This window comes from Salmonella sp. 32010601201800023SM, assembly GCF_017572235.1.
Taxonomy (GTDB): domain Bacteria; phylum Pseudomonadota; class Gammaproteobacteria; order Enterobacterales; family Enterobacteriaceae; genus Salmonella; species Salmonella enterica.
In genome coordinates, this window is sequence record NZ_JAGEQS010000006.1 from 11704 (window position 1) to 24050 (window position 12347).

General features: G+C 55.5%; 14 protein-coding genes. 9 read left to right on the forward strand and 5 right to left on the reverse strand.

Going from position 1 to position 12347, the window contains the following annotated elements:
* Positions 1-107 precede the first annotated feature (107 nt).
* The 5 genes from folD to J4617_RS17260 all read left to right on the forward strand — a co-directional run bounded on the left by folD (position 108) and on the right by J4617_RS17260 (position 3112).
* Entirely contained in the window at positions 108-974 is an 867-nt protein-coding gene (gene folD, locus J4617_RS17240; protein WP_000729165.1) for a bifunctional methylenetetrahydrofolate dehydrogenase/methenyltetrahydrofolate cyclohydrolase FolD, read from the forward strand.
* Position 975: 1 nt separating this feature from the next.
* Positions 976-1188 carry a ribosome-associated protein YbcJ gene (ybcJ, locus tag J4617_RS17245; RefSeq protein ID WP_000190278.1) on the forward strand — a complete coding sequence of 71 codons (213 nt, stop codon included), beginning with the start codon at positions 976-978 and terminating at the stop codon, positions 1186-1188.
* A gap of 127 nt (positions 1189-1315) precedes the next feature.
* On the forward strand, positions 1316-1861 hold the full coding sequence (locus J4617_RS17250) for a metal-dependent hydrolase (RefSeq protein WP_017441726.1): 546 nt from the start codon (positions 1316-1318) through the stop codon (positions 1859-1861).
* Positions 1854-2291, forward strand: a complete 438-nt coding sequence (locus J4617_RS17255) for an STM0539 family protein (protein WP_001038573.1) — start codon at positions 1854-1856, stop codon at positions 2289-2291. The genes J4617_RS17250 and J4617_RS17255 overlap by 8 nt, the downstream gene beginning before the upstream one ends.
* The gene (locus tag J4617_RS17260; protein WP_017465359.1) at positions 2288-3112 is read left to right on the forward strand and encodes a DUF2145 domain-containing protein; all 825 of its coding nucleotides are present in this window, start codon (positions 2288-2290) and stop codon (positions 3110-3112) included. Before J4617_RS17255 ends, J4617_RS17260 begins: the two co-directional genes overlap by 4 nt.
* A gap of 43 nt (positions 3113-3155) precedes the next feature.
* Here J4617_RS17260 and cysS read toward each other — a convergent pair whose 3' ends face one another.
* Positions 3156-4541: a cysteine--tRNA ligase gene (cysS, locus tag J4617_RS17265; protein WP_000912377.1), complete on the reverse strand. Its 1386-nt coding sequence runs from the start codon at positions 4539-4541 to the stop codon at positions 3156-3158.
* 172 nt (positions 4542-4713) lie between these two features.
* On the opposite strand from cysS, the gene ppiB reads away from it, so the two are divergent.
* From ppiB to purK, 4 genes are all read left to right on the forward strand, one after another.
* On the forward strand, positions 4714-5208 hold the full coding sequence (gene ppiB, locus J4617_RS17270; RefSeq protein ID WP_017465360.1) for a peptidylprolyl isomerase B: 495 nt from the start codon (positions 4714-4716) through the stop codon (positions 5206-5208).
* Positions 5209-5210: 2 nt separating this feature from the next.
* Complete coding sequence (gene lpxH / locus J4617_RS17275; protein WP_017465361.1) at positions 5211-5933, forward strand: UDP-2,3-diacylglucosamine diphosphatase; 723 nt, start codon at positions 5211-5213, stop codon at positions 5931-5933.
* Positions 5934-6050: 117 nt separating this feature from the next.
* Positions 6051-6560: a 5-(carboxyamino)imidazole ribonucleotide mutase gene (gene purE, locus J4617_RS17280; RefSeq protein ID WP_017465362.1), complete on the forward strand. Its 510-nt coding sequence runs from the start codon at positions 6051-6053 to the stop codon at positions 6558-6560.
* Positions 6557-7624, forward strand: a complete 1068-nt coding sequence (purK, locus tag J4617_RS17285) for a 5-(carboxyamino)imidazole ribonucleotide synthase (RefSeq protein ID WP_000815601.1) — start codon at positions 6557-6559, stop codon at positions 7622-7624. The genes purE and purK overlap by 4 nt, the downstream gene beginning before the upstream one ends.
* A 40-nt stretch (positions 7625-7664) precedes the next feature.
* On the opposite strand, the gene J4617_RS17290 is transcribed toward purK, so the two are convergent.
* Genes J4617_RS17290 through J4617_RS17305 form a run of 4 tightly spaced genes read right to left on the reverse strand, consistent with a single transcriptional unit; the run spans position 7665 to position 12316 of the window.
* Complete coding sequence (locus tag J4617_RS17290; RefSeq protein WP_000855337.1) at positions 7665-8558, reverse strand: carbamate kinase; 894 nt, start codon at positions 8556-8558, stop codon at positions 7665-7667.
* Positions 8559-8561: 3 nt separating this feature from the next.
* Positions 8562-9371 carry a DUF2877 domain-containing protein gene (locus J4617_RS17295; RefSeq protein ID WP_017465363.1) on the reverse strand — a complete coding sequence of 270 codons (810 nt, stop codon included), beginning with the start codon at positions 9369-9371 and terminating at the stop codon, positions 8562-8564.
* Positions 9372-9382: 11 nt separating this feature from the next.
* Entirely contained in the window at positions 9383-10642 is a 1260-nt protein-coding gene (locus J4617_RS17300) for a DUF1116 domain-containing protein (RefSeq protein ID WP_000495330.1), read from the reverse strand.
* Between the two features lie 9 nt (positions 10643-10651).
* Positions 10652-12316 carry an acyl-CoA synthetase FdrA gene (locus tag J4617_RS17305; protein WP_017465364.1) on the reverse strand — a complete coding sequence of 555 codons (1665 nt, stop codon included), beginning with the start codon at positions 12314-12316 and terminating at the stop codon, positions 10652-10654.
* Positions 12317-12347 lie beyond the last annotated feature (31 nt).

Sequence of the window (12347 nt, forward strand, 5' to 3'; positions counted from 1 at the left end):
GTCGCGTTTGCATCGGAAACACAAACGTTAACTGACAGCGAGGCCCGCTTCTGACAAAATAGCGTTATCCCCTTTGACTTGAAGTAACAGATGGAATCTTCTCTCTGATGGCAGCAAAGATTATTGACGGTAAAACGATTGCGCAGCAGGTGCGATCTGAGGTTGCTCAAAAAGTTCAGGCACGCGTCGCAGCAGGTCTTCGCGCTCCCGGCCTGGCTGTGGTGTTGGTCGGCAGCAATCCGGCCTCACAGATTTATGTCGCAAGCAAACGTAAAGCGTGCGACGAAGTGGGATTCGTCTCCCGCTCCTATGACCTGCCAGAAACCACCAGCGAAGCCGAACTGCTGGCGCTTATCGATACTCTGAATGCAGATAACACGATCGACGGTATTCTGGTGCAGTTGCCTTTACCGGCAGGCATCGACAACGTTAAAGTGCTGGAGCGTATCGCGCCAGATAAAGACGTAGACGGTTTTCATCCTTATAACGTCGGTCGTCTGTGCCAGCGTGCGCCGCGCCTGCGTCCCTGTACGCCCCGCGGTATTGTGACGCTGCTTGAGCGTTACAATATTGATACCTACGGCCTGAATGCGGTGGTCATTGGCGCGTCCAATATCGTTGGACGCCCGATGAGCATGGAGCTGCTGCTGGCTGGCTGTACGACTACCGTTACGCACCGCTTTACCAAAGATCTGCGTCACCATGTCGAGCATGCTGATTTGCTCATTGTCGCCGTAGGTAAACCGGGCTTTATTCCCGGCGAATGGATTAAAGAAGGCGCAATTGTGATTGATGTCGGTATTAACCGTCTGGAAAATGGCAAGGTCGTTGGCGACGTCGTGTTTGACGAAGCCGCGGCGCGCGCGTCATACATCACGCCAGTACCGGGCGGCGTCGGCCCGATGACGGTCGCCACGCTTATCGAAAACACGCTGCAGGCGTGCATTGAATATCACGATCCACAAGGAAAATAACATGGCGACATTCTCTTTAGGCAAGCACCCGCACGTCGAGCTGTGCGATCTGCTCAAGCTGGAAGGCTGGAGCGAAAGCGGCGCGCAGGCGAAAATCGCCATTGCCGACGGGTTGGTGAAGGTTGATGGCGCGGTTGAAACGCGTAAACGCTGCAAAATTGTCGCCGGGCAAACCGTTAGCTTCGAAGGCCAAAGTGTGAACGTCGTGGCCTGATACAGAGTGCCGGATAGCGACGCAAAGCGTCTTATCCGGCCTGATTATGCTGTCTTTTCAGATAATCATCCACTTAATCCTCTGCGTTCCAACTGCTAGCATGGCTATTTCCCTGTGAACCATCGCTATGCCTACCGTTATCACCCACGCCGCCGTTCCCCTGTGTTTTGGCGCAGGCTTAGGCCTGAAAGTTATCCCTCCTCGCCTGCTGTTTGCCGGTGTTGTGCTGGCGATGCTCCCCGATGCCGACGTGCTGGCCTTTAAATTTGGCGTCGCCTACGGCAACGTGTTCGGCCATCGCGGATTTACCCACTCTTTACTTTTCGCATTCGTCCTCCCCCTGTTGTGCGTACTCGCGGGACGACGATGGTTTCGAGCGGGGCAGGTGCGCTGCTGGCTGTTTTTAACCGTTTCATTGTTGTCGCACAGCCTGCTGGATTCGATCACCACGGGTGGTAAAGGCGTCGGATGGCTGTGGCCGTGGTCAGATGAACGTTTTTTTGCGCCCTGGCAGGTGATTAAAGTCGCGCCTTTCGCGCTTTCAAGCTACATCACGCCGTATGGACATCAGGTCATTCTCTCAGAATTGCTGTGGGTGTGGTTGCCGGGAAGTATTTTAGTGTTATTTCTACGGGTACTTAAAACGCATATTAAAAGGAATCAATATGAATAAAATGACATTCGCCGCCGCGGTCATCTGTTTCTCATTTTCCCACGCCAGCTATAGCGAAGAAATGTCTGCCACTGGCTGGTATGCGGCATCGTCTGCGGTTGTCAGCGTGGGCAGTTCCGCACTGGTTAGCGGAATTATACTCTCCCCCGTACTGCTGCCGCTCAACCTGAGCATTGGATCTGTTGTCGAAAATAAAAAGCAAAAAACCGCGCTGTTAACCACTAAGTCCCCCGATAACAAAGACATTAAAATGCAAGTTCCGCTACATGTCGTCAAAGAAGGCAACCTCAAAGCAGGTGATAAAGTCACTCTGGAAAAAACGCAGGAAGGCACCGGCGCTTATTTGAAAAAAGAGGGCAAAGTCCTTGCCCATATGGTAAATCAGGACGACGCAGGACTTTCCAGCAACCAGACGGTACCGGCCAAATGAAGCGGTTCGCGTTTGCCCTGTGGCTCAGCGCAATCTCGCTCAACGCTTATGCAGACAGTGCTAACTGTCACCAAAAAGCAAACACGCCGGAGAGCATCGCAGCGACAATGGATCAGGCGCTACAGCTCAAAAAACAGCTTAACAGTCAACCCGATCCGGTCGTCATTCTGGTTCGCCAGGGGCAAGATATGTCGAGCCGACATTTAACCTGGTCACATGCTGGCTATGCCATGCGCCAGCCAAACGGAGACTGGCGGGTTTACCATAATCTGAATACTTGCGGAACCGCTGAATCAGCGCTCTATATACAAGGTCTGTATGAGTTTCTGGCTGATGACCTGGTGAATCAGAGCATTGCCGTTTTGCGCCCGCGTTCAGATATCGCGACGGCATTACAAACGCTTTTACATAGCGCTATCAAACTCAATCTCTTCCACAGTCCCCGCTATAACCTGATTGCGTGGCCTTTTTCCGGCCTTTATCAGAATTCGAATGGCTGGCTTCTCGAAGTGTTTGCGCGAGCAAACGATGCGCAGGTTTGGTCACGTAATGATGCCCGCCGCTGGTTGCAGCTTCAGGGTTATCAACCCTCTATCGTTAGTGCTGGCACTTTTGAACGATTAGGCGCAAAACTGTTCACCCCTAACGTTTTCACCGACGATCAGCCAGCAGAATTGCTGCGAAAAGGAAATGTGGGGCTAAACAGCGGCGACAGCGTCATCCGCTTTATTGCCCATTACAGCCGGGCAATACCCGGGTGTGAACATCAGAATCTGGGGGAGTCGGTGTGTGTTTATCTTTCGCCCGGTGCGAAAAAATAAAAAACAGGCCGTTCTATGCAAATAGAGCGGCCTGTAAAAGCGCTTACTTACGCCGCCAGGTGGTGCCCTGCGGGCCATCTTCCAGAATAATACCCATTTCAGTGAGACGATCGCGCGCCGCGTCCGCCGCCGCCCAGTCTTTCGCTTTACGGGCATCCAGACGCTGTTGAATCAAGGCTTCAATTTCCGCAACTTCACCGTCATCCGCCTGCGCGCCGCTTTGCAGGAAAACATCCGGCTCCTGCTCCAGCAGTCCCAGCACGCCGGAAATCTTCCGCAGATGAGACGCCATCGCATTCGCGGCGGTCATATCCTCGCCCTTCAGACGGTTGACTTCACGCGCCATATCAAACAGGACGGAGTAGGCTTCCGGCGTGTTGAAATCGTCATTCATCGCCTCCACGAAACGCGCTTCAAACGCCTCGCCGCCCGCCGGGGCCGCTGATTTATCCGTTCCACGCAATGCAGTGTATAACCGCTCCAGCGAGGCGCGCGCCTGCTTGAGGTTCTCTTCGCTGTAGTTCAGTTGGCTACGGTAATGCCCGGACATCAGGAAGTAGCGCACGGTTTCCGCATCGTAGTATTTCAGCACGTCGCGCACGGTAAAGAAGTTGCCCAGCGATTTGGACATCTTCTCGCGATCCACCATCACCATACCGGAGTGCATCCAGTAGTTGACGTATTCGCCGTCATGCGCGCAGGTAGACTGGGCAATCTCGTTTTCATGGTGCGGGAACATCAGATCGGAACCGCCGCCGTGAATATCAAAATGGTTGCCCAACTGCTTGCAGTTCATCGCCGAACATTCAATGTGCCAGCCCGGACGCCCTTCGCCCCACGGCGACGGCCAGCTCGGCTCGCCCTCTTTCGACATTTTCCACAGCACGAAGTCCATCGGGTTACGCTTCACGTCAACGACATCCACGCGCGCGCCCGCCTGAAGCTGCTCAAGATCCTGACGGGAAAGCTGCCCATAAGTCGGATCGGTCGGTACATCAAACATCACATCGCCGTTATCCGCCACATAGGCGTGCCCTTTCTCGATTAAGGTGCGGGTGAGTTCGATAATTTCCTGAATATGGTGCGTCGCACGCGGCTCGCTGTCCGGACGCAGAATATTCAGCGCGTCGAAGTCCTGATGCATTTCCGCAATCATTCTGTCGACCAGCGCGACAAAACTTTCGCCGTTTTCATTGGCACGTTTAATAATTTTATCGTCGATATCGGTAATGTTACGCACATACTTCAGCTTATAACCGAGAAAACGCAAATAGCGCGCGACAACGTCAAAAGCGACAAACGTGCGTCCGTGACCAATGTGGCAGAGATCGTAAACGGTGATACCACACACGTACATGCCGACTTCCCCGGCATGAATGGGTTTGAATTCCTCTTTTTGGCGCGTCAGTGTATTAAAAATTTTTAACATCGAAGATTCCGTATAGACGTGTGTGGGTAATAATCTCCGTATGATACATATTATTCGTAATCGAAGCAGCACACTTTGCAAGGTGATCGCAGCTTACGGTTATGCTATAACAAGCCCCTATATGTGCCCCATTGCGGGCTAAAGCACCACTCTCTTGGAACAGGATGCAAAAATGGTTACTTTCCACACTAATCACGGCGATATCGTAATCAAAACCTTTGATGATAAAGCGCCTGAAACAGTTAAAAACTTCCTGGACTACTGCCGCGAAGGTTTTTACAACAACACCATTTTCCACCGTGTGATTAACGGTTTCATGATTCAGGGCGGCGGCTTTGAGCCGGGCATGAAACAGAAAGCCACCAAAGAGGCGATCAAAAACGAAGCCAACAATGGTCTGAAAAATACCCGTGGTACGTTGGCAATGGCACGTACTCAGGCGCTACACTCGGCTACCGCGCAATTCTTCATCAACGTGGCAGACAACGACTTCCTGAACTTCTCCGGCGAAAGTCTACAGGGCTGGGGCTACTGCGTCTTTGCGGAAGTCGTAGAAGGTATGGACGTGGTAGATAAAATCAAAGGCGTCGCCACTGGCCGTAGCGGTATGCACCAGGACGTACCAAAAGAAGACGTCATCATTGAAAACGTGACCGTCAGCGAGTAATCGTGGCGACACTGTTTATTGCAGACTTGCATCTGCAAACGGAAGAACCGGCGATCGTCGCCGGTTTTCTGCGTTTTTTAGCCGTAGAAGCCCGTCAGGCTGACGCGCTGTATATTCTTGGCGATCTCTTCGAGGCCTGGATTGGCGACGACGACCCCAACCCGCTACATCGTGAAATGGCCGTTGCCATTAAATCGCTGGTTGATTCCGGCGTTCCCTGCTTCTTTATTCATGGTAATCGCGACTTCCTGATTGGCAAACGCTTTGCCCGCGAAAGCGGCATGATTCTACTGCCGCAGGAAAAAGTGCTCGACCTGTATGGCCGCAATGTGTTGATTATGCACGGCGATACGCTCTGTACCGATGATGCCGGATATCAGGCGTTTCGCGCCAAAGTCCATAATCCGTGGGTTCAACGGCTGTTCCTTACCCTGCCGCTGTTTATCCGCCGCCGTATCGCCGCCAGAATGCGCGCCGGCAGCAAAGCCGCCAACAGCAGCAAATCGCTGGATATTATGGACGTCAATGCGCAGACCGTCGTCGCCGAAATGGAAAAACACCGCGTACAGTGGCTGATTCACGGTCATACCCACCGCCCGGCGGTGCATGAACTTTCCGCCAACGGCCAGCCCGCGTTCCGCGTGGTGTTAGGCGCATGGCATCATGAAGGTTCAATGATAAAAGTCACGCCGGACAACGTGGAGTTAATCGCCTTCCCCCTGTAAATATTCGTCGAATCGTCCGTTACGGCGCACACGCAACCGTTTTCCTTGCCTGATTATCATGCTATTCTCTGACACCTCAAAAGCAGCGTGTCCCGCACCACAGGAGTTTTAAGACGCATGTCTTCCCGCAATAATCCGGCGCGTGTCGCCATCGTGATGGGGTCCAAAAGCGACTGGGCTACCATGCAATTCGCCGCCGAAATTTTTGAAATTCTGGATGTCCCGCACCATGTAGAAGTGGTTTCCGCCCATCGCACCCCCGATAAGCTGTTCGGCTTCGCCGAAACGGCGGAAGAGAACGGATATCAAGTGATTATTGCCGGCGCGGGCGGCGCGGCGCACCTGCCGGGAATGATTGCGGCAAAAACGCTGGTCCCGGTACTCGGCGTGCCGGTACAAAGCGCTGCGCTAAGCGGCGTGGATAGCCTCTACTCCATCGTGCAGATGCCGCGCGGCATTCCGGTGGGTACGCTGGCGATCGGTAAAGCCGGTGCCGCTAACGCCGCCCTGCTCGCCGCGCAGATTCTGGCGCAACACGACGCGGAACTGCATCAGCGCATTGCCGACTGGCGCAAAGCGCAAACCGATGAAGTTCTGGAAAATCCCGATCCGCGGGGGACGCTATGAAGCAAGTTTGCGTTCTCGGCAACGGGCAACTGGGCCGAATGCTGCGCCAGGCGGGCGAACCGCTGGGTATCGCCGTCTGGCCGGTTGGTCTGGATGCAGAGCCTACCGCCGTGCCGGTACAGCAGAGCGTCATTACCGCAGAGATTGAGCGCTGGCCGGAAACCGCGCTTACCCGCGAGCTGGCGCGCCACCCGGCCTTCGTCAATCGCGATGTATTTCCGATCATCGCCGACCGTCTGACACAAAAACAGCTTTTCGATAAACTGGGACTCGCGACCGCGCCGTGGCAGCTGCTGACCAGCGCCGACGAGTGGTCCGGCATCTTTGACCGTCTGGGCGAACTGGCGATTATTAAGCGTCGCGTTGGCGGCTACGACGGTCGCGGGCAGTGGCGTCTACGCGCGGACGAAACCGGGCAACTGCCGGATGACTGCTATGGCGAATGTATTGTTGAGCGCGGTATCCATTTTTCCGGCGAAGTGTCGTTAGTCGGCGCGCGCGCTCATGACGGCAGTACCGTGTTTTACCCGCTAACGCACAATTTGCATCAGGACGGCATCTTGCGGACCAGCGTCGCGTTCCCACAGGCGAACGCCGAACAGCAGGAGCAGGCGGAATCGATGCTGTCAGCAATTATGCAGGCGCTGAACTACGTCGGCGTAATGGCGATGGAATGTTTTATCACGCCGGAAGGCCTGTTAATCAATGAACTGGCGCCGCGCGTGCATAACAGCGGACACTGGACGCAAAATGGCGCCAGCATCAGTCAGTTTGAATTGCATTTGCGCGCGATTACCGGCCTGCCGTTGCCCGCGCCGGTGATTAACGCCCCGTCGGTGATGATCAACCTGATCGGCAGCGAGCTGAATTACGACTGGCTGAAGCTGCCGCTGGTACATCTGCACTGGTATGATAAAGCGGTACGTCCGGGGCGAAAAGTCGGCCATCTGAATCTGACCGACAGCGATACGTCACGTCTTAGCGCCACCCTGGAAGCGCTCTCTCCGCTCCTGCCGGGCGAATACGCCAGCGGCATTATCTGGGCGCAAAGTAAGCTTAAATAAACGGCGTGGGCGGCGCATTCTCTGTCGCCGCCCGTCGCGATCACAGACAGATGCAGGTTCCCGCTCTGCCCGCCAGGGTATCGTCAATACGCGACAATGCGCCAATCCATGCCGGCTTTCCGCACCGCTTCACATATCCGCTTACCGCGGTCACCTTCGGTCCCATCGCGCCATCGGCTTTGGCAAACGGCGCCAGCTCATCGGGCGAAGCCTGACGAATAGCGCGCTGCTGCGGCGTCCCCCAATGTTCATACACCGCATCCGCATCCGTCAAAATGATCAGACCATCGGCCGCTATCTGCTCCGCCAGCAATGCCGCCGCCAGGTCTTTATCTATCACCGCCTCGACCCCTTCGCCCTCGCCGGCAACAGGTACCCCGCCACCGCCGCTGCAAATCACCACATGGCCCTCTTTTAGCAATAACTCAATAGCGGCGCTTTCGATAATCTGACGCGGCGCCGGGGAAGCGACGACACGGCGCAGATATTTTCCATCACGTTTCATATGCCAGCCATAAGTCGCTTCCAGCGCCATTTGCTCTTCTGGCGAATAAACGGGACCAATAAACTTTTCCGGTTCAAGAAAAGCAGGATCGTCCGCCGATACCTTTATCCGCGTTAATACTGCAGTCACCGGCGGCATATCGGGTTCAAGCGCCAGACGCTGCGCCAGCATATAGCCGATCATTCCCTGACTCTCTGCTACCAGCACATCCAGCGGATAAGGCTCAACGGCTTTCCAGGCAAGGTTCTGTAAAGCCAACAGGCCGACCTGGGGGCCGTTGCCATGTACTATCGCCAGCCGATACGAGCGGGCAAGTCGCGCCAGCGCAGGCACCGCGTCGGCAATATTACGATATTGATTCTCTGCCGTTAGCGCTTCTCCGCGCTGCAATAATGCGTTGCCGCCAAGAGCAACTACCAACGTTTTCATTCCCTATCCTTTTACTATTTGTTGTCCAAGCCAGAACCCCAGCAGCGTATCCGCGCCAGAGGTGTGCCCCAGCGCCAGCAGTCCATCAATCGCCGTTTCTGTGCGAGCATCTCGTCGCAGCGCATGAATAAAGTGGAGTAAAGGCGACGCGAAATAACCCATAGCCGCATAGCGTAAATAGCTGACGCTCACGAGCGTCGTCGCCCGATCAAGGCTGCCGGATTGGGCAAAAAAATTACGCCCGGCGCGTTCATCTATGGCGCCAAAATACCAGGCCGCCAGCAACATTCCCGTCAGCGTGTCGTCATGACTGGGCGTTAAGCCCGGCCCTTTACCCAGCCATAGCCGCCAGTCAGTCGCAGCACCTGCAAGCGCCGACTGAAAGCAGTGACAAAACTGGCGAAGTTCCGGACATAGAGGCTGAGCTGCGGCGACGGTTAACGGCCCAAACAGTCCCGTCTCCTCACTACGCTGCATGTACGTCGCGTTAAGACGCGGCGACGCAAGATAGCGTGGAACCCGCAGCGAACAGCGCCTCTCCGGCTCGCATAAAAGAAACTCGCCAATCTGAATACCGGCAGCGGTTGACTGCGGTTTTTCGCCATCGGTGAGCACATCGCGCAATGCGTCAAAATCGCCGCCGCGCAGTATCCACCCTCCCGGACTGAAGCCGCTCCCCCGACGGTGAAGCGTTAATAACTCACCGCTTTTCGCCACAAAATTAATAGAGCGACGCCATACCCCTGACATCTGCCAGGGTTGCCGATAATCCGCCGATTGTCGGCTTGCCATAAGAGGATGGATACATTTCATGAGACGCTCTCTTAACTTACGCCCATGCTTTCCGCCAGCGCTTCCAGCGCCTGCTCGAAACAGGCCAGCGGCGCACGGACGGTTCCCGCGCCAATCTGTCCAATCCCCGCCTCTTTATGCGCGATACCCGTGTTAATCAGCGGCGTAATTCCGGTCTCGACCACGCGGCGGATATCCAGTCCCAGACAGGCCCCCTGAAAATCCCAGCCGGGGATTTGTAGCTGCATGTTGCGTTCGAGATAAATTTCAGCCATCTCTTCAGAAACAGATTTCGCCGCTTCCATTCCCCCGGCACCGACAAAACGCGTTACGCCAGGCGCGGCAATCATCGCAGCGCCGCCAATACCAAACGTTTCAGTAATGGCGCTGTCGCCCATGTCCGGGTTGGCCTGATCCTGCGAAAAACCGGTAAAAAATAGCCCCTGTGGCGTATTAACAGGCGCGGTGAACCAACGGTCGCCCAGACCGCTAACCCGAATGCCAAACATATCGCCATTACGGGTCATCGCCGTCACAATACTGCCGGCGCGAATCTGCGCGCCTGCGTCCATGGCGGCTTTACAGTAGGCCATCGCCAGATTAAGGAAGAATTGATCGGTGACGCTCAGAAAATCCATCACTTCCGCTATCTGCTGCTTATCGTGTTCCAGACGGGCGATATGCGGCGCCAACGTGCGCATCAGCAATGCGGAAGAGGCGATATTGCGCTGGTGGAATTCATCTCCCATCGTAATGCCCTGCGCCATCATTGCGGTCAGGTCGAGGCCCCGCTCCAGACGTCCCAGCGCCGCGCTTAATACCGGCATCAGCACATCACGCATCCAGCGCAAACGTTGCTGAACATCCTCGCCATAGGCGCCGAAACGCATCACTTTGCCGATCCCTTCGTTGAGATTGCAGTACGCACGATTGCCGTCGGTGATATTTTCCACGACCAGCATCGGCATACTGGCTGAGGTAATACCGCCCATCGGCCCCACGGCGTTAACGTGATGGCAGGGAATAAAGTTGACCTTTCCCTGCTCTAACAGCGCGAGCGCGCTCATTTCATCTTTGGCCCATCCTTCAAACAGGCATGCGCCGATACAGGCGCCTTTCATCGGGCCGGTCATCTCTTGCCAGCGCATCGGCGGCCCGGCATGAAGAAGCGTTTTCCCCTGATTGAGCACGCTAATTAATGAAGAAGCTGGCTTCACATCCAGCCAGTGCGGACGTGCGCGACGAATTTGTTCGATGACTGCAGCGTTGGCTTGCGCCACTGATGTAAACATGGGAACCCCTTATTGCAAACGTTCTAACAGACGAGCCAGTTTTTTATTACCGCCAGCGACAGGCGCCCACTGGTAGTGCACCACGGGCATACCGGCAGCCTGTAAATCCAGCGCGAAGCTACGTAACCCGGCATTAATCACCGCTACCGCTTCCAGTAACCGGGGAGCTGATGGATGAGTGGAAGAGAGAGTGGGTCGAATCAGTTCCGCGGCCAACAGAGTGGCTTCGGGAAGAGAATCCACTACCGTGATGCCGGCATCTTCGAGCGCGGCGATTTGTTGCGAGCGGCACTGAGGATCGCGTTCCGTTCCGGTGACGGTTGCGATGGCGAACAGCGGCTGATCGCTGGCGCGTGCGGCACATGCCTTCTGCCAGGCCTGAATCAGCGATGCGGCGGGATCGGCGGTCGCGCCAAAACCAATAACGACGTCCACTAATAACACGCGTACCTGCGGCTGCGTGCCAAGCCCGGCGATAAGCTGATTACGTAACGCCGGGTCGATCATCGGATGTGGTCGCCCAACGGTATAAAAGTCATCGCCCAGATCGATAATCTGGTGGCCGTCAGCGTCAAGCATCATGCCATGGTGATGTTCCGTATCCGCCGCAACGCCCAGATAGCCGGCCAGCAGCCCCGCAGCTTCCGCCGCCAGCGTTCCGCCGGTATAGAGGCCACGAATCACGCCGCCTGTTGAAACCATTTCTTTACGCTGCGACGTCACGCGAGACAATAAACATGCCAGCCGGGCGGCTTCATCCAGCGTCGAGGCAAACCAGACGTTTCCCTCACGCGCAACGGGAGAGGAAAACCCTAAGAACAGCGCGACAACGGGTTTCCCGGTGGCTTTCATCGCCGCGATAATATGCTGACGAACCGCATCGGCAGGCGGTTTGGAGACAAAGGCCAGCACCTGGCTCTTTTCATCCGCGCTGAGTATCTCCAGTGCCGTTAGCGCGCTGATCCCGCCGACCTCGGCGCTCAAATCGCGTCCGCCAAGCCCGATGGCATGGGTAATCCCTTCCCCCGCCAGCGCAATCTGTGAACAGAGCTCCTGAATACCGGTGCCGGAAGCGCCAATCACCCCGATGTTGCCCTCTGGCATGACGTTAGCGAAAGCCAGCGGCGTATTGGCGATCATAGCGGTGCCGCAATCCGGCCCCATGACCAGCAGTCCTTTATCACGCGCCCGGCGTTTTAGTCTGATTTCGTCGTCCAGCGTGACATTATCGGAGAAGATCATCACGTTCAACGAACGATCCAGCGCCTGATCTGCCAGTTCCGCCGCATATTCGCCGGCCACCGATACCAGCGCCAGATTCGCCTCTGGCAGTTTCTGACAGGCGCTTTCCCAGCGTCTGACCTGGATTAACGACTGGCTGCCGCTGCTTCCCTGCGCCAACTGCTGCAATGCTTCTTCGAGCTGTTGCACAATCACCTGCGTAATGCCGTCATCTACCGCTTCGGTACGAATCGCCACGCAAATGTCATTGGGCGTAGCGCCATGAAAATCGTCATGCCAGAAACCGGTAGTTTCCAGCAGCGACTTATTCGCAGGCGTTCCCATCATTACCGATACATCATCAACATTTTCGGACTCACTCAGCTTTCGAGAAATAATCATTAAGCTGACAGAGTCCTGAAAACACCCTTTTTTAATAAAGGCGTGGATCATAACAACTCCTTAATAATTGCACCCATTGCAA

Excerpts from the sequence above, each read along its gene's own strand:
- J4617_RS17260 (WP_017465359.1), top strand. The coding sequence starts at position 2,288 with ATGAAGCGGTTCGCGTTTGCCCTGTGGCTCAGCGCAATCTCGCTCAAC.
- folD (WP_000729165.1), top strand. The coding sequence starts at position 108 with ATGGCAGCAAAGATTATTGACGGTAAAACGATTGCGCAGCAGGTGCGA.
- cysS (WP_000912377.1), bottom strand. The coding sequence starts at position 4,541 with ATGTTAAAAATTTTTAATACACTGACGCGCCAAAAAGAGGAATTCAAA.
- J4617_RS17250 (WP_017441726.1), top strand. The coding sequence starts at position 1,316 with ATGCCTACCGTTATCACCCACGCCGCCGTTCCCCTGTGTTTTGGCGCA.
- J4617_RS17255 (WP_001038573.1), top strand. The coding sequence starts at position 1,854 with ATGAATAAAATGACATTCGCCGCCGCGGTCATCTGTTTCTCATTTTCC.
- purK (WP_000815601.1), top strand. The coding sequence starts at position 6,557 with ATGAAGCAAGTTTGCGTTCTCGGCAACGGGCAACTGGGCCGAATGCTG.
- J4617_RS17305 (WP_017465364.1), bottom strand. The coding sequence starts at position 12,316 with ATGATCCACGCCTTTATTAAAAAAGGGTGTTTTCAGGACTCTGTCAGC.
- J4617_RS17300 (WP_000495330.1), bottom strand. The coding sequence starts at position 10,642 with ATGTTTACATCAGTGGCGCAAGCCAACGCTGCAGTCATCGAACAAATT.
- ybcJ (WP_000190278.1), top strand. The coding sequence starts at position 976 with ATGGCGACATTCTCTTTAGGCAAGCACCCGCACGTCGAGCTGTGCGAT.
- ppiB (WP_017465360.1), top strand. The coding sequence starts at position 4,714 with ATGGTTACTTTCCACACTAATCACGGCGATATCGTAATCAAAACCTTT.
- purE (WP_017465362.1), top strand. The coding sequence starts at position 6,051 with ATGTCTTCCCGCAATAATCCGGCGCGTGTCGCCATCGTGATGGGGTCC.
- J4617_RS17295 (WP_017465363.1), bottom strand. The coding sequence starts at position 9,371 with ATGAAATGTATCCATCCTCTTATGGCAAGCCGACAATCGGCGGATTAT.
- J4617_RS17290 (WP_000855337.1), bottom strand. The coding sequence starts at position 8,558 with ATGAAAACGTTGGTAGTTGCTCTTGGCGGCAACGCATTATTGCAGCGC.